Genomic DNA, 15,143 nt, shown 5'->3' on the forward strand with positions numbered 1-15,143 from the left:
TATAATTATATATTCATTTAAAAGTTTGATTAATAAAATAAATAAACCTTGTTATAAATAGAAAAAATATGCCAAAAATGTAGTTTAAAAATTTTTTTCAACCATCAAAAAATGTTTATAATTAATAAATAACATAAGTGATATTATGAACTCGTTGAAATTGAAAGTAGAGTTAGAGCAATTATACGTGCTTAATGAATTCATCAGCAAGCATTATCCGAACAAGGACATTGCTCTTAATCTGGTTGTTGAAGAAATTTTCGTAAATATCGTTAATTACTCAAATGCTGAATATATTATTGTTAACATTGAATCTGAGAATTATTTATCAATAGAATTTGTTGACAATGGAATTCAGTTTGACCCTACTTTAAAAGAAGATCCTGAAACTCCAAAAAGCTTAGATGAAGCTCAGATTGGAGGGCTTGGAATCCTGCTTGCGAAAAATTATGCCGATGAAATAACATATACCTATGAAAATGGTGAAAACCATTTGAAAGTAATCAAAAAAGTGGAATAATGAAAAAAACTCTTAAAAAAATATTGGTGCCCTTTATCTTAATGCTTATCTTTAATTTAGGCATGTTTTACCTTACCATAGGTAAGAATTTTGCTGAAGGATATGCGCCCCATTTGGGAATAATATTTATCTCAGGACTGCTTTTCGGACCGTATGGTGCTCTGGGAGCGGTTTTAGGAAATACAATATGTGATTTGGTAAGGGGATACAGTATAGGTCTGACACTTACATCCGAGATTATAAGTTTATGGGTGTCAATTTTAGGATATAAACTGTGGTATGAGGCTTTCAAAAAAAGAGACATGGTTACAACACCCAAATTAAACGGAACAACCCAAATGTTACTGTTTTTAGGGATAATTGTAATCTGCGGTGCAGTCTATTCGCTGGTAAATAAAAAACTCTTCTTCATATTCCAGCCGGAAACCATGCCAATCAGTTTTATGGTTGGAATAAGATACTTCATTAATTTCGTTAACTCGGCATTTATATTTGGAATCATAGGGATTCTTGTTTCAAAATATATTGATTTTATCCATATTCCTGGAAAATACAATAAAGAATTCAATAAAAAATTATATCAGGCAATCGGTATTTTGTTAGTTATCATAACACTAATTGTAGCAATAACAGATTATTATTTAAATCCTACAGGTACAATAATGATTGCAGAAGTAATAATAATTACAGTACTGCTATTTATATATCTCACAAAACCTATTACCGCAGAAATAGACAAAATACCTCATAACAGAATACCTGAAAGAATAATGAACATATTCCTTATAGCATCACTCTTAATTCTTATTATAGGATATCTTATCGCATCGGATGGCATGTTATCAGCCGCATTAGCTTCATATCTGCCAATAGATATGGATGAAGTGATGATACTGGTTTTCATTCTGATGGACATATTATTCATAATATTTTTCATACCTTCCCTTCTGGTGTTAAAATACATCGAAAGCAATGTAATCGACCCTATCGTTTCATTTTCAGGAATTGAAAAGTTCATTAAAAAGGGCGACAGAATCGAATCTGACGGGTTGGTTAAAGTTTATTCAGAGTACATTAATGAAGATGACGAAATTGGAATGCTTGCTAGAAGTTACACTTCTTTAATCAGTTATACAAACGAGTACATTGAAAATATTCACAATATTGAAGGTGAAAAGCAGAGAATTGAAGCGGAACTCAGCATTGCCGAAAAGATTCAGCAGTCCAACCTTCCAACCCACAGCATTGAAAATGAAAACTATTCCATTTTCGGATTCAGCCAGCCTGCAAAAGAGGTTGGTGGAGACTTTTATGACTATTACGAACTGGACAGTGAAAACGTGGCCGTTGTTATAGGTGACGCATCAGGAAAAGGAATACCTGCAGCAATACTTGCAACTATTGCCCAGTCAATAATAAAGCAGCTGCTTAAAAGCGAAAAAGATCCTTCTAAAGTCCTCTATTTACTCAATAACCAACTATGCGAAAACAACACCGAAATGATGTTTGTAACGTTATGGCTTGGAATATATAACAGGAAAACAAAGATGATGACTTTTTCCAATGCAGGACATAACTCTCCACTGATTATGAAAGACGGGAAATTTGAAGCATTAAAAGTTGATCCCGGAATCGTTTTGGGAGTTTTGGAAGACTATGAATTTGTAAGGGAAGAGGCAGAAATATCCAAAGGAATAGTCGTTTATACTGATGGAATAACTGATGCTAAAAATCCTGATGATGAGTTTTACGGCGAAGACAAAGTGATTGACTTTTTAAATTCACACACTTTTGAAAACAAGGTAATTGATAAATTATTAAAAGATATTGATGAATTTACTGGCTCTGAAGATCAATTTGATGACATGACCATAGTGCTTTTGGATAGACATGATTAGAATAGCTTATTATAATGTGGAAAACCTTGACCTTAAAAAGGGATATGAACTGGTTTCGGATAAAAGAAAGGAAAAAATCGATTTTTACAGATTTGACAAGGACAAAAGGCTCAGCTGCGGCGCATATCTTCTTCTTCAGAAAATGTTGAATGAAGAGGGAGTTACAAAACCCGAATTTAAAACTGGAAAATACGGTAAGGCATACATATGCAATTACGAAGACATTTACTTTAATGTAAGCCATTCGGGGAAAATGGTTTGCTGTGCAATTTCCGATAGGGAAGTTGGTGCTGACGTTGAATATAATGACCCTGCAATTGATTTAGACATAGCAAAGAATTACTTCTACAACAGCGAATATGAAAACATCATGAAATCCGACAATCCATCAAACGAATTTTTCAGATACTGGGTTTTAAAGGAAAGCTATATGAAATACACTGGCCTCGGATTCAATCTGGATTTGGACAGCTTTGAAATAATCATTGATGATGATATAAAGCTAAAAAACGGTGAAGATATTAAATTTAATCTCTTTGATGTCGGCGATTATAAGCTTGCCTCAGCAGGACACTTTAAAACAAAAAAACTTGAAAAATATGATAAGTTATATTAAAAAAGAAAAGAAAAAAGGAAGAATTAAGATAAAATAGATCCCATAAAATGATGGTAAGCCAAAGATAGGCCTCCAAACAGGATATTAGCTGGGTTTTTAAAAAATTCCAGGTCATGTAACTGCACGTACATGTCTCCTCCGAAATTACCTCCTCTTACATTATCTATCAAATGTTTAATATCCTGAGTATCCTGCACACAACCATACTTCCACATATATTCGGTATATGCTTTTGCAACGATTTTTGTAGTCATGTCGAGATCGTGGTCTTTATAGACAAATAATACGAACTTCCATATGTCTACCTCACCGCCCGCATCTAAAATGTTTTTAACGTAGTTTCTTGCATCTTTTAAATCACTGTCAGCTATCTGTAATTTGCCTGTTTCTACATATTTCCGGAGATTATAGAATTTAGTGAAGTAATCGAAAGGTCTGCCGTCATGATAAGGATAATAATGCAAAATCTCTTTTCCGCAAATTCCCCTGAAAAACCAGTCAACAGTATCCTGGCTTATAGTGAAATTATTCTTGTTCAAGACTTTATGTGCAATAAGTTTGGTTTGATCAGCATTATAATCTTTGTAGATTTCTAAAAGTAACATGCATACAATATCGCATCTTTCGTAGCCAGGAGTAAGATGGCCTTGTGCAATTCTTTTATATACATCATTGTAATCTTTTGCAGCCCAATCAACATTGAAAGGTAATTTAGGGCCTTTAATATGGAGATTAGTGAGTGGTCTTGGACCTTTAATGTCTAATTGAGGTGCATCAATAGTCCGATTCTGAATTGTTTTAGATCCAGAACCAGTAGCATTGCCATCAGTGTTTGTTGAATTGGTACTGCTGGGATTGTATTTAATAATTCTATAATCAGCACAACTACTAATTTGAGATGCATTTGTATCACCAACTGAATCTGAAATTAGTGGATGAGCATTAGTTTGTAAAAAATCATGATTCGCGGTTGCATTTGTAGCATCGGATGCACAAACAGAACCGATTCCGCATGCTAAAACAAGTAAGCATAATAAAGCAAATAAACTTTTATTCATAATTATTCCCCCAATAATTATTTGGTGTGATAAAAAATATCACTAGAAATAGTATGAAACACACCATATATAAAGATTTTCGAATGCAAGCACTCATTTACATCCCTAAAAGCTAAAAAACAATAGCATTATGCTTTAAATTAAAATCACATCTTTTTTAAGTCAACGTTATGACCTGTAAGCCTATAGTTAATCCAGTGTATTAACTTAACGGTACTTCCTATGCACAATGCACCGAGAACCGTTCCGATACCTACACTTCCGAAATTGCCTAAAAAAACATAAGAAAGAATTAAAGATGATAAAACAACAGTAACATCAAAATATACTTTCATCCTTGAAAACGGCTTTTTCAATACAATAGCCATTGTCTGTGTGGCTCCTTCAACAGAAATCGGGACAATATTTGTCGGCACATAGAAAAATATCCCAAGAGCAATTAAAACAATTGATAGCACACTCATCAAAAGGGCAATTAAGAGACTATCTGCTGCGGGAATGAATGCTGTTAACGACATTGAAAAGCTTGTGAAAAATCCGAAAATAACACTTACGAAAAGCTGGAAAAAGTGTTTGGATTTAAAATCACTTCTCAAAAGCATTAACTGCAAAATTACCAGAAATACTTGAAAAGCGAATGTTGTAACACCCAAATCAACATTCAATATCAGATTTAATGCATAGGGTATTGATGCAACCGGCGTTGAGCCAAGACCTGATTTGATTGAAAATGCAACACCCAATGTTATCAAAAATAAGCCAAAAATGTAGTTAAATATTCGTTTGAATGTTAATTTTTCACCACTGAATTCCATATACTAATAATATTTGTTTTCATAGTATTTAAACTAATTTAAGAAATAATAATTTGATTAAAACGGAAAAATTATTGCCGACTATAATATTTAATAGGTATAAAAATCAAATATTTAACTAGGTTTAGAAATGCTAAATCTGTTTATCACATGGAGGAAAATCAATGGATGAAATTTTATTAATGCTTCCAGGTCCAACAACAGTAGACCCTAGAGTTTTAGCTGCAATGTCAAAAGCTGTTGTAAATCACAGAGGAGCAAAATACGGAGAAATATTAACAGAAACCACAGAATTAATGAGTAAAGTTTTCCAAACCCCAAATAAATCTTATTTATTAACTGGATCAGGTACCGCTGCTATGGAAGCAGCTATTGCAAATACCGTTGCACCTGGTGAAAAAATGTTAAATGTTGTTGGTGGAAAATTCGGAGAACGTTTCATGAAAATAGCTAAAACACATGGAATTGACGCTCAAGAATTAGCGGTCGAATGGGGAACTGCAGTAACACCAAAACAGATTGAAGAAGCACTTGATGCTGATGAAAACATTAAAGCAATCAGTGTTATCCACAATGAAACCTCTACCGGTGTAGCAGCACCAATCGAAGAAATCGGTAAAGTCATGAAAAACTACGACGCATTATACATCGTAGATACCGTATCCTCACTCGGAGGAGACTATGTGGACGTTGAAAAGTTCGGCATTGACGTTTGTGTAACCGGTTCACAAAAATGTCTCGCAGCACCTCCTGGAATGGCAGCAATCACATTAAGCGATGCCGCATGGGACGCTGTTGATAAAGTTGAAACCAACACATTCTACCTTGACATGAAAGCTGCAAGAAAAAGCGGAGACAAAAACCCTCCTGAAACTCCTTACACCCCATCAGTTTCATTAACATATGCAATGAATGAAGCTTTAAAAATAGTTATGGAAGAAGGATTAGAAAACAGAGTTGCACGTCACCACAAAGCTGCAAAAGCCAGTGTAGCTGCTGTAAAAGCATTAGGTTTAGAATTATTCGCAGACGAAGCTGTATCATCTGCAACCGTAACTGCAGTTAAAATGCCTGAAGGCGTCACCGATGCTGATTTCAGAGGAACAACCCGTGACAAATATGGCGTTGAATTAGCTGGAGGACAAGACCACTTAAAAGGAAATGTCTTCAGAATAGGTCACATGGGATGTATCTCATACAAAGAATTAGTACAAACATTTGCAGCTATTGGAATGACCTTAAAAGGTTTAGGTGCAATTGACGACGCTGGTGCAGGTGTTGCATCAATTACAGAATCATACTTATGATTCTGCTCTTTTTTTCTTTTTTAAACATCTTATCACCTTTTAAATTGATTAAATATAGCTATATTGTCTACATCATACCGTAATGACCTGTATTTTAAGGTATTTGAAGTGCGACTGCGTGAAAATATTAATCGTTTATATATGAAACTTGAATAATCAACTCATTTTACACAACAATAGCACTTTAGCCAAAATAATAAACCTAATGCTTTAACCTTTTCAACAAATCACATATAATACTCACCTGCAATATTAACACACAAATACATTGATTCCATAACCTCATCTAAAAAATTTGATTTTTCACAAAAATCATATAAATCATCAGTTATTTTATAGAATAGTTTATCTTCGACATCTAAATCCAGTTTACGATTATAACGCACATAGAATTCAATTGCAGGGTTTCCTTCCTCATCATGGTTTGAACGGTGACAGCTAATCAAGCAATCAAATTTTGGAATAATATCCTCATTAATATGCTTTTCAATAGCTACATAAGGATCAAAACCATGATGTGCAATAATCTCTTCCAGAGTAGGCACTTCATACATTTTTTCACCTCATTAATAGGATGGTACATATACTTTGTAGTTGAAAGTTAATAAATTCAATGAAAAAATTTAAAAAAAATAGCACATAAAACGATTAGTATGAAATATTTCAAATTAAATAACGGGGAAAAGATGCCTGCTTTAAACTTCGGTGTTTTTGACATAGAACCTGAAGACACGAAAAATGTTGTTTTAAAAGCGCTTGAAGTGGGTTATCGTTCAATTGACAATGCTCAAGTATACTATAATGAAAAGGAAGTTGGTGAGGCAATTAAAGAATCCGATGTTGACCGTGACGACATATTTCTTATCAGCAAGAACTGGGTAAGCAATGCAGGATATGAAAAAACCATGAAAGCGGTTGACAAGACGTTGAAAGATTTGCAGACCGACTATCTGGACTTGTTTTTAATCCATCAGCCTTATGGGGACTATTACGGATCATACAGGGCAATGGAAGAATTGCAAAAGGAAGGTAAAATCTTATCCATAGGCCTTTCAAACTTCTATCCTGACCGTTTGACTGATTTGGTGATGAACAATGAAGTCGTGCCACAGGTGAATCAGGTCGAAACAAGCCCTTATTTCCAGCAGTGGGAAGCTCATGAAACTATGGAAAAATACGGCATTACCCATCAGGCCTGGGGATCATTCTCAGAAGGAATGGATAACCTTTTTAAAAACCCTATTCTTGTCGAAATAGCCGAAAAGTATTCAAAAAGTACCGGCCAGGTAATTTTGAGATGGCTTTATGACCGTGACATTGCCATTGCATGCAGGTCAGTTAAAGAAAGCAGAATGAAGGAAAACATGGATATTTTTGATTTTGAACTCTCAAAAGAGGATATTGAAAAGATTAAAGAACTTGATCGGGGTAAAAGCCCTTGGCTAGACCACAACGACCCTGAAACCGTTGAAGAGTTTATTGAGGAAATAATTTAACTTTTTAATTTTAACAAAATATTTAATGTAAAATGTTCAAAGTTAATATTAATTTATATAGGATGTGTAAATTATGGTAAACAATATCAAAACAAGTGTTGAAGAATTGCGTAAACTTATCAGTATTGACAATGTTATCGGCGAACCTATTGAAACCGAAGATAAAATACTTATTCCTGTAATGAGAATGGGTGTTGGTTTTGGAGCCGGTGAAAGCCTGTTCGGTCAGGAAAACAATGACGTTGTAGGTGCAGGTGCTGGTGTAGAGCCTATTTCAATGGTATTGATTCCTAAAAAAGGAAATGACGCCGAAGGTGTTCGTGTACTCGATTTAAGTAAAGGAACTGAAACCAATAAAGCTTTATCCGATTTAGGTTTAATCATTACTGATTTGGTAAAAAGCTATATGAATACCGAATCGGAATATGTGGATGAAGAAGAATTTATCGAACCTGAATTTACAACATATGATGACGAAAAAAGCGAAGAATAGGACTCGTATCTTATGTTAAACATCCTATTGATGATTATTTTATTAATCATCATAATTATTTTTATTATTCTACTTTTTGGAATCAGACTGACTGGAAGATGGCGGAAAGTAGATAGTGAATATGACGGATGTGTTGAAGTACTTATTTTTAAAAAATTGAAAGTCTATACCTTTGACTTAACGTCAGACGATGATGAGGACGATGAGGAGTCTGATGAAGAGGATGAAGGAAGGGACCTTAAAAAACTATTTGAATTAGCCAAACCCTGTTTTAAATATTTAAAAATATTTTTCCATGAATTTTTAGATGCAGTTAACATCAACAGACTGGAAAATGACCTTATTATCGGCTTTTCAAGCTTTGCAAAAACCGGAGAGTATATCGGATATATCTGGGCAATATTTTCAGTGCTGATGGGAATGATACCAAATTCACGTTTGGGCGTCGAACCCTCATTTGCAGGCGAAACCCTGAATATAAAAGGATACATCAATATTGACATCAGCATTTTTAAACTGATTATACCTGTATTGAAGCTCATATCCAAAAAGGAAATCCGCACATTGATTAGAGGTGTTTTAAGTGGATAATTTTAAGGAAGACATCAAATCAATATTTGAAATTGAAGAAATTGATGAAATCAAATTCAAGACAATTGAAATAAGTCCGGATAAAACAATCTATTTTGCAGTTTGTGAAAGCGAAAAAAGAATGTTTGGAAAGATTAGTTCAGCAACGCTTGAACCCGAAGCATTCATTTTAAAAATGGGTGATGAATACCACTACTGCAGCCTAAATGATAAAAAATTAGATAAAAATATAGTCATGGAATTTTTAGAAAAATGCCTGTAATTATTTCTCATCCAACAGCTTTTCAAGACGACTGATTTTTTCTTTCTGCTCTTTTAATGATTCTTTCAGTTCATCAACCTCACTTTCAAGATCTCTTTTAACCTTGGCTTTTTCCTCATTGTCTTTAATGACCAGCTTGAAAAGGACAATACCTACTACTGAAGAGAAAAGCATCGGAGGATAGATTTCATGCACCAGCTTAAGAGTCTGGGCAGAAGGAGAAAAGCACAATATAATCAGCATTTCAAGACCTACAATCAGAAACATCAAAATAGCTGATTTTGATGATGTTAAAAAGCGATTTCCATTTAAGATATAAACTGCACTTCCAATGAAACCGCAGAGAACAGTTGAAATGCAGCACGGAATAGCAGTTTGACCACCGATAGTTAATCTGAAAAGACCAGCAACAATAGCTGACGGAATTCCCACAATAGGCCCCCCAAGCATTGATCCGATAAGAATTGTCATGGTTCTTACATTTGCCGGAATGCCATAAAACAAAATGGAAAAGGAAGCGAAAACACCCAAAACGGAAAATATTATCATACAGTAAATGAGATTCCTGCGGGATTTGTCACCGGCAATTATGGATTTGAAAACTTTCAAATGCATTGCCACAATCATGAAAATCAATGAAACAGCCAATATATTGAACATGTCTAAAAAAGAGCCTAACCTCATAAATTCATTGATAACGGAATTATAATATGCAATAAAAAGCGTCAGCAAGGCAAGTATCAGAAAATATGTAACATCGTAAAGGGAACTGTCCCCCAATCTTCTAAGTGTCGGCAATTTAGAGGATATGAAAGCAAAAATAATAATTGAAGAAAGTATCATGCCCAAGCTCTCAAAAGTATCTATAGAATTGTAGGTAATGTTTAGACTGGAAGCAACCATGAAAAAGAAAATCAGATTGGCTAATATTAACACTGCAAATATTGCCAAAAGTCCTTTATTTTGTGATTTTATTCTTTCAATCATGTTATCAACCATTAATTTGGTAAAGGTATATTTTCCTTATTAACCTTTATTTCAACAACGAGAGGTCCTTTTAAATCATTTTTAAGGAAATCTTTTAAATCAGTTAAATTGTCTATCTGAACTGCATCAATTCCATATGATGCTGCAAGCTTTAAAAAGTCCGGATTTGCCAAGTCAGTCTGGTAGGAATCCATATCGTAGAAATCCTCCTGCCACTGGCGTATGATTCCAAGCTCGGAATTGTTTAAGATAAATACGATGACATTCAAATTGTTATTTCTTAATGTTGCAAGCTCCTGAAGGTTCATCTGAAAACCTCCGTCACCGTTAAAGACTATAATTCTTTTATCAGTTGCTGTTGCTGCCCCGATTCCTGCCGGAAGTCCGTAGCCCATAGGCGCTGAAGCACCGGGAAAGAGCAAGTGGTTAGGATATTTGGCATTATACAAAAGCATTTCAAATGTGGTGTGTGAACCTGCATCTGAAACGAAAATGTCATCGGGAAATGCTTCAAATATTCTTTTGATAACAGCCTGCGGTTTTAAATCATCATCAGTGCCTTCAACATGAACCGTGTTGTCGATTTCCAGAAGTTCGCCAATCCAGTCGACCTTTTTAAACTCCAGAGTCATTATTACCTCTTCAACGTCTCCCTGAATCTGATATTTTCCTTTAAGGACATCCTTGTTTATATTTACATGAATGAACCTGTCCTCATCAATTTCGGGAAATGTTCTCTCACTGGCAATTGATCCAAGCGCAATAATGCAATCAGATTCATCAATAGCTTTTTTGGCCCTTGGAGTTGACCTTATTCCCACAAGGCCCAGATTAATGTCTTCGTCTTCTGATATTATTCCCCTTGCGTTGAATGTGGTCGTAACGGGAATTCCATACGTTTCCGCTAAAGTCTTTATGTTTTCAGCCTGGGAAATTGCACCTGCACCAAGAACGAATAGGGGCTTTTTGGACTTTAAAATCAATTCCTGTGCTGCATCAAGTGATGACATGTCGCTTTCACACAAATAACACAGGTCAATGTCTAAAAAATCCTCACTTAAAAGCACATCCTTTGATAAGTTAATGTGAATCGGACCTTTAGGATTATTCTTAAGACCGTATAGAGCAGCCTTCATGGCAAAAATCGCCTCACTTCCGTTTAACGGAGAATAATTTTCATAAGTGATATTTGAAAAGATATCCTTTAACGGCGTGGACTGGAACATGTTTTCGTTTCTTTTGGCCAGTTCATTATCGCCGGTTAAAATAAGCATTGGAATGTTATCCTTATAAGCTGAAGATACTGCCATGACGAGATTAAGAGCACCCGGACCTGCAGTTGTCATGCAGACTCCGACAGTATCTGAAGTTCTTGTAAATGCATCTGCAGCATGTGCAGCCGCCTGTTCATGCCTTGTTAAAACATGTTTAATGTCTGATGAGGATAGCGCCTTATACATCGGCATTATCTGCTCGCCGGGAATTCCGAAAATATGCGTTATCCCATTTTCCTCAAGGATTTCAACAAGCCTTTCGGCCACGTTCATTCCTCTTCCTCCTGATATGATCCGTCATATTCACCGGAGCCTTCAACTTCAAAAACGACCGCCTGAGCTATTCTGTCACCGGATTTGATTTTATATTCAAAATCTCCATGATTGTAAATCATGAACATCAGCGTTCCGTAAAATCCAGGGTCTCCCACTGCAGTTTGAACTGAAATGAATGACCTTAAAAGGGTTGACCTCGGAAGGTATAGCATCGTATAGCCTTTAGGGATTTTGACCTTTCTTTTGATGCTTGCCAGATAGGCTGTGTGTGGCTTTAAAGTATAAATTGGGCCTTCAAGCTCTTCCAATTCAGGCAAATTTTTTTCATTGTCAATAAGAGAACCACCAGATGTTTGTTTATAGATTTTATCCAATTCCAAATCAATACCTGATGGCTGTACTAAATCTGCGAAATCCGGGAAAATTTTAACAAGTTCTTCTTGGCCTAGCATTTTGAATGTCTCCTTAGATTAATTTTTATATGTTGTTTGTAATATAATTAATTGGAGGAAAAAATATGCCTGTTATAACAATTGCTGGAAACAATGGAATTAGTGTTGAGAAAAAAAGAGAAATGGTTAAAAAAGTGTCTGAAGTTGTAGCTGAAGCCTATGACTTGCCTATTGATGCGATTACCGTTTTGGTTCAGGCCTATCCAAAGGAAAGTATTGGTGTGGCCGGTGAATTGTTAAGTGATCGCTAATCACTTAACCAACTATTTTTTAAAAAACCCCACAGCATTATCTACAAATCCAATGAACCTATCTGAGAAAAATATTGCAACCGCTGCAGATACAATACCAATAATTGCCCCACCAATCAGATCAGTCGGATAGTGAACACCGGAATATAATAATGAGAATTCCAATATTGCCAAATAGATTACTGCTAAAATACCCAATATCAACCTATGCTCTTTTGCTTTCATCAGAACAACGCTGATAACTGAAAACGAAATAGAAGTATGGCCGGATGGAAATGAATTTAAACCATGGTCCTGAACAACCATACGAATATTGCTTAAAACAACATATGGTCTGGGACTTACATATACGACCTTTAGAAAAAGCGTTATTACATCATTGAAAAAAAACGCAAGAAGACATATTAACATTATATTTCTAATTTTTTCCATTTTTAAAACCCATGAAATTATTAAAATAATTAATAGAAATACAGGTATGGAATATATACTGGTTAAATTGTAAATGATGGGTACAGCCGTATCAAGAACCGGATTCTGCATTCCATTGTTTATAAAAGTTAATATGTCCATTTAATAATCACCAATAATCTATTCAAATTTTTCCTTATCAAGCATTTTAACTATTTTTGCAGGTATTCCAACAGCAACGCCGTAATCCGGAACATCTTTTGTAACTATTGCTCCGGCACCTACAATGGCGTATTTTCCAATTGAAACTCCCGGAAGAATGCTTGCGCCTGCACCAATCCAAGCTCCCTTTTTGATTAAAATTGGTCTGCAGGTTAAAACCTGTCTGTCGTATTCATCATGATTGTTTGACAATAGCTGAACATTTCCGGCAATCATTACGTCATCCTCGATTGTAATTCCACCACGAGCCATCAGAAGAGCATTAGAATTTATGAATACATTGTCTCCAACCTTCAGATGGTCAAATGCAGCGCCTGAAAATGGAGCTATTATTGTACTGTTTTCACCGAGATTATCTCCAAAAAGTTCCTTTAATAAAGCATTATATTCATCGCTTCCGGGCAAAGTATGATTGATTTTAAAAACCAGTTCGTTCATCTGACTTGCCTTTGCAAACTCTTCAGGAGTCATTTCCCTCATATCTACACGTTCTTCTTCACAGTTCATTAAAATCTCTCCTTAGTTAATGTTTTATTTTAATTAATTAATAAAAATATTGGAATTTTATATCTTAATATGCAAATATTAACCCCAAAAGATTTAATAATCAAGAGAAAAAAGTAAATAGTAAAAGAATTAATACGTAACACAGACTTGGGAAAATAACCATGTTTTCCCTCCCTAAAAAGGTGAAAGTAAATACCACACCATAATTCCAATAGTTCACCATTTATTTTTATTATTGAATTGCCAAATTTTCAAAAAATTGTCTTCACTCATAAAAATTGTTCCCACTCGTAAAAATTGTTCTCACTGATAAATATTGCTTTCACACATAAAAATTGTTCTCACCCATAAAAATTGCTCTAACTCATAATATGAGGTTTAAATAGTAAAAAAACAATTATAATATTGTTGGTGATAAAATGACAAGTGAAAAATACGAAATAAATTTTGAAGATAAAAACTTTTGGCGAAGATGTATAAAATATGCACTCGCAAAAAGAATGATAAAAAGAGGAAAAATAAGAAATATAAATTTAGATGTATGTGATATCTCTGAAAATGAATTAACACGATTGATTCAACTAAATGAAATCGTCAATCAGAAGCAATAAATATGTTAATATATCCAACATTTAAACCATAAATTTAAAGTCCGAAGTAAGACGTTACAATCATCGGAGTGTTGAACTTCCCGTCATTAGAGGACGAGGATTCGCAAACCAAAAAATATATTTTGGAATTTTACTGCCCCGCCGTCCCGGCGAGTTCTAAACCTCTTCTGAGGATATTAATACTGGAATTGACGTCTCTATCATGATGTGTATTGCAATATGGACAGTCCCATTCACGTATTCCTAGGTTTTCCTGTCCTCGTAGTTTTTCATTCTGTTCTCCACATTTGCTGCAGATTTGTGTGGATGGAAAGTTTTTAGGGATTTTGATGAATTCGATATCGTTCCAGTCACATTTGTATTCTATTTTGTCCATGAAGGTACGTGGTGCGTTTAGTTGTATACCTCGGCTTAAATATTTATTGTGTTTCCATGCAATGATATTTTCATTTTGAACTGATACAAAACAACTGTTTTTTACAATATCTGCTGTTTGTTTGTTATAAAAATCATTTCTTTTGTTTATTAGTTTTTTATACCATTTGTTGTATTGTATTTGTGCTTCTTTGTATCTTATGGACTTTGGTTTGTGGTGGCTCATTATTTTTTGATAGTAGATGATTTTTTCTGTTTCCTCCGTTAGATCAAGGTTGGGTATCTTTTGGTCGTTGGAGAGAACGGCTAGTTTGCTGCATCCGATGTCGATTCCGATTTGTTGGCGTGGGCCGATTATTCTATCTGGTGTGTGTATGCATTCGATGTTGAAAACGGCATAGTATTTGTTATTTTCTTTTTTGATTGTTACATGTTTTATTTTTGCCGTATGGTCACTGGTGTTGCTGGCTTGTCGTAGTAATTCTCGATATTCTTTGCTGGTTTTGAATTTTATTAATCCTAGTTTAGCCAGTTTGATTTGTTCGAATCCATACCGATTTTTTTGAATTCTTACGTTGTTATTATTGTTTATTATTCTGAAATTATCTTTTGCATTTCTCTTGTGTTTAAATACAGGATAATTGGATTTTAAATTAGGATCATAATATCTTTTGAATGCTTGTATGAGATTTCTTTGTGACTGTTGGCGACTAGTGGACTC

19 protein-coding genes are annotated in these 15,143 nt (G+C 34.7%); 10 read left to right on the plus strand and 9 right to left on the minus strand.

What is annotated here, in order from left to right; genetic code table 11:
- The first annotated feature begins 145 nt into the window (after window positions 1-145).
- Genes ACKI44_RS02120 through ACKI44_RS02130 form a run of 3 tightly spaced genes read left to right on the plus strand, consistent with a single transcriptional unit; the run spans window position 146 to window position 3,034 of the window.
- The gene (locus tag ACKI44_RS02120) at window positions 146-520 is read left to right on the plus strand and encodes an ATP-binding protein (RefSeq protein WP_407421094.1); all 375 of its coding nucleotides are present in this window, start codon (window positions 146-148) and stop codon (window positions 518-520) included.
- A gap of 41 nt (window positions 521-561) precedes the next feature.
- Window positions 562-2,418: a SpoIIE family protein phosphatase gene (locus tag ACKI44_RS02125; protein ID WP_407421096.1), complete on the plus strand. Its 1,857-nt coding sequence runs from the start codon at window positions 562-564 to the stop codon at window positions 2,416-2,418.
- The gene (locus ACKI44_RS02130) at window positions 2,411-3,034 is read left to right on the plus strand and encodes a 4'-phosphopantetheinyl transferase family protein (protein WP_407421098.1); all 624 of its coding nucleotides are present in this window, start codon (window positions 2,411-2,413) and stop codon (window positions 3,032-3,034) included. The genes ACKI44_RS02125 and ACKI44_RS02130 overlap by 8 nt, the downstream gene beginning before the upstream one ends.
- A 23-nt stretch (window positions 3,035-3,057) precedes the next feature.
- Here the strand turns inward: ACKI44_RS02130 and ACKI44_RS02135 are convergent, their stop codons facing one another.
- Complete coding sequence (locus ACKI44_RS02135) at window positions 3,058-4,092, minus strand: hypothetical protein (protein ID WP_407421100.1); 1,035 nt, start codon at window positions 4,090-4,092, stop codon at window positions 3,058-3,060.
- 146 nt (window positions 4,093-4,238) lie between these two features.
- Complete coding sequence (locus ACKI44_RS02140; protein ID WP_407421102.1) at window positions 4,239-4,907, minus strand: YczE/YyaS/YitT family protein; 669 nt, start codon at window positions 4,905-4,907, stop codon at window positions 4,239-4,241.
- A 164-nt stretch (window positions 4,908-5,071) separates the two neighbouring features.
- On the opposite strand from ACKI44_RS02140, the gene ACKI44_RS02145 reads away from it, so the two are divergent.
- Window positions 5,072-6,214, plus strand: coding sequence for a pyridoxal-phosphate-dependent aminotransferase family protein (locus tag ACKI44_RS02145; protein WP_407421104.1), 1,143 nt, complete (start codon window positions 5,072-5,074; stop codon window positions 6,212-6,214).
- A gap of 227 nt (window positions 6,215-6,441) precedes the next feature.
- On the opposite strand, the gene ACKI44_RS02150 is transcribed toward ACKI44_RS02145, so the two are convergent.
- On the minus strand, window positions 6,442-6,768 hold the full coding sequence (locus ACKI44_RS02150; RefSeq protein WP_407421106.1) for a hypothetical protein: 327 nt from the start codon (window positions 6,766-6,768) through the stop codon (window positions 6,442-6,444).
- A 99-nt stretch (window positions 6,769-6,867) separates the two neighbouring features.
- Between ACKI44_RS02150 and ACKI44_RS02155 the strand changes: the two genes are divergently transcribed.
- The 4 genes from ACKI44_RS02155 to ACKI44_RS02170 all read left to right on the plus strand — a co-directional run bounded on the left by ACKI44_RS02155 (window position 6,868) and on the right by ACKI44_RS02170 (window position 9,056).
- Window positions 6,868-7,710, plus strand: coding sequence for an aldo/keto reductase (locus tag ACKI44_RS02155; protein WP_407421108.1), 843 nt, complete (start codon window positions 6,868-6,870; stop codon window positions 7,708-7,710).
- Between the two features lie 73 nt (window positions 7,711-7,783).
- Window positions 7,784-8,203, plus strand: coding sequence for a GerW family sporulation protein (locus ACKI44_RS02160; RefSeq protein WP_407421110.1), 420 nt, complete (start codon window positions 7,784-7,786; stop codon window positions 8,201-8,203).
- 30 nt (window positions 8,204-8,233) lie between these two features.
- A complete protein-coding gene (locus ACKI44_RS02165) occupies window positions 8,234-8,794 on the plus strand; it encodes a DUF2953 domain-containing protein (protein ID WP_407421112.1) in 561 nt (186 codons plus the stop codon).
- Window positions 8,787-9,056, plus strand: a complete 270-nt coding sequence (locus ACKI44_RS02170; RefSeq protein WP_407421114.1) for a hypothetical protein — start codon at window positions 8,787-8,789, stop codon at window positions 9,054-9,056. Before ACKI44_RS02165 ends, ACKI44_RS02170 begins: the two co-directional genes overlap by 8 nt.
- On the opposite strand, the gene ACKI44_RS02175 is transcribed toward ACKI44_RS02170, so the two are convergent.
- From ACKI44_RS02175 to ACKI44_RS02185, 3 genes are read right to left on the minus strand one after another with little or no spacing between them, the layout of a single operon-like run.
- Window positions 9,057-10,043, minus strand: coding sequence for a LytS/YhcK type 5TM receptor domain-containing protein (locus tag ACKI44_RS02175; RefSeq protein ID WP_407421116.1), 987 nt, complete (start codon window positions 10,041-10,043; stop codon window positions 9,057-9,059).
- Between the two features lie 11 nt (window positions 10,044-10,054).
- Window positions 10,055-11,590, minus strand: coding sequence for a thiamine pyrophosphate-binding protein (locus ACKI44_RS02180; protein WP_407421118.1), 1,536 nt, complete (start codon window positions 11,588-11,590; stop codon window positions 10,055-10,057).
- Window positions 11,587-12,045: a dCTP deaminase domain-containing protein gene (locus ACKI44_RS02185; RefSeq protein WP_303737073.1), complete on the minus strand. Its 459-nt coding sequence runs from the start codon at window positions 12,043-12,045 to the stop codon at window positions 11,587-11,589. Before ACKI44_RS02185 ends, ACKI44_RS02180 begins: the two co-directional genes overlap by 4 nt.
- 65 nt (window positions 12,046-12,110) lie before the next feature.
- Between ACKI44_RS02185 and dmpI the strand changes: the two genes are divergently transcribed.
- Window positions 12,111-12,296 carry a 4-oxalocrotonate tautomerase DmpI gene (gene dmpI / locus ACKI44_RS02190; protein ID WP_407421120.1) on the plus strand — a complete coding sequence of 62 codons (186 nt, stop codon included), beginning with the start codon at window positions 12,111-12,113 and terminating at the stop codon, window positions 12,294-12,296.
- Between the two features lie 12 nt (window positions 12,297-12,308).
- Here the strand turns inward: dmpI and ACKI44_RS02195 are convergent, their stop codons facing one another.
- Together ACKI44_RS02195 and ACKI44_RS02200 are read right to left on the minus strand one after the other, a co-directional pair.
- Window positions 12,309-12,869, minus strand: coding sequence for a phosphatase PAP2 family protein (locus ACKI44_RS02195; protein ID WP_407421122.1), 561 nt, complete (start codon window positions 12,867-12,869; stop codon window positions 12,309-12,311).
- A gap of 18 nt (window positions 12,870-12,887) precedes the next feature.
- Complete coding sequence (locus ACKI44_RS02200) at window positions 12,888-13,436, minus strand: acyltransferase (RefSeq protein ID WP_407421124.1); 549 nt, start codon at window positions 13,434-13,436, stop codon at window positions 12,888-12,890.
- Window positions 13,437-13,855: 419 nt separating this feature from the next.
- Between ACKI44_RS02200 and ACKI44_RS02205 the strand changes: the two genes are divergently transcribed.
- On the plus strand, window positions 13,856-14,047 hold the full coding sequence (locus ACKI44_RS02205) for a hypothetical protein (RefSeq protein WP_407421126.1): 192 nt from the start codon (window positions 13,856-13,858) through the stop codon (window positions 14,045-14,047).
- 130 nt (window positions 14,048-14,177) lie between these two features.
- On the opposite strand, the gene ACKI44_RS02210 is transcribed toward ACKI44_RS02205, so the two are convergent.
- A partial coding sequence (locus tag ACKI44_RS02210; RefSeq protein WP_407421128.1) for an RNA-guided endonuclease InsQ/TnpB family protein occupies window positions 14,178-15,143 on the minus strand: 966 nt, incomplete at its 5' end.

The organism is Methanobrevibacter sp. (assembly GCF_045646205.1).
Classification (GTDB): domain Archaea; phylum Methanobacteriota; class Methanobacteria; order Methanobacteriales; family Methanobacteriaceae; genus Methanocatella.

Coding starts and splice junctions, on each gene's coding strand:
- ACKI44_RS02120 (WP_407421094.1), top strand. CDS start 146: ATGAACTCGTTGAAATTGAAAGTAGAGTTAGAGCAATTATACGTGCTT.
- ACKI44_RS02125 (WP_407421096.1), top strand. CDS start 562: ATGCTTATCTTTAATTTAGGCATGTTTTACCTTACCATAGGTAAGAAT.
- ACKI44_RS02130 (WP_407421098.1), top strand. CDS start 2,411: ATGATTAGAATAGCTTATTATAATGTGGAAAACCTTGACCTTAAAAAG.
- ACKI44_RS02135 (WP_407421100.1), bottom strand. CDS start 4,092: ATGAATAAAAGTTTATTTGCTTTATTATGCTTACTTGTTTTAGCATGC.
- ACKI44_RS02140 (WP_407421102.1), bottom strand. CDS start 4,907: ATGGAATTCAGTGGTGAAAAATTAACATTCAAACGAATATTTAACTAC.
- ACKI44_RS02145 (WP_407421104.1), top strand. CDS start 5,072: ATGGATGAAATTTTATTAATGCTTCCAGGTCCAACAACAGTAGACCCT.
- ACKI44_RS02150 (WP_407421106.1), bottom strand. CDS start 6,768: ATGTATGAAGTGCCTACTCTGGAAGAGATTATTGCACATCATGGTTTT.
- ACKI44_RS02155 (WP_407421108.1), top strand. CDS start 6,868: ATGAAATATTTCAAATTAAATAACGGGGAAAAGATGCCTGCTTTAAAC.
- ACKI44_RS02160 (WP_407421110.1), top strand. CDS start 7,784: ATGGTAAACAATATCAAAACAAGTGTTGAAGAATTGCGTAAACTTATC.
- ACKI44_RS02165 (WP_407421112.1), top strand. CDS start 8,234: ATGATTATTTTATTAATCATCATAATTATTTTTATTATTCTACTTTTT.
- ACKI44_RS02175 (WP_407421116.1), bottom strand. CDS start 10,043: ATGATTGAAAGAATAAAATCACAAAATAAAGGACTTTTGGCAATATTT.
- ACKI44_RS02180 (WP_407421118.1), bottom strand. CDS start 11,590: ATGAACGTGGCCGAAAGGCTTGTTGAAATCCTTGAGGAAAATGGGATA.
- ACKI44_RS02185 (WP_303737073.1), bottom strand. CDS start 12,045: ATGCTAGGCCAAGAAGAACTTGTTAAAATTTTCCCGGATTTCGCAGAT.
- dmpI (WP_407421120.1), top strand. CDS start 12,111: ATGCCTGTTATAACAATTGCTGGAAACAATGGAATTAGTGTTGAGAAA.
- ACKI44_RS02195 (WP_407421122.1), bottom strand. CDS start 12,869: ATGGACATATTAACTTTTATAAACAATGGAATGCAGAATCCGGTTCTT.
- ACKI44_RS02200 (WP_407421124.1), bottom strand. CDS start 13,436: ATGAACTGTGAAGAAGAACGTGTAGATATGAGGGAAATGACTCCTGAA.
- ACKI44_RS02205 (WP_407421126.1), top strand. CDS start 13,856: ATGACAAGTGAAAAATACGAAATAAATTTTGAAGATAAAAACTTTTGG.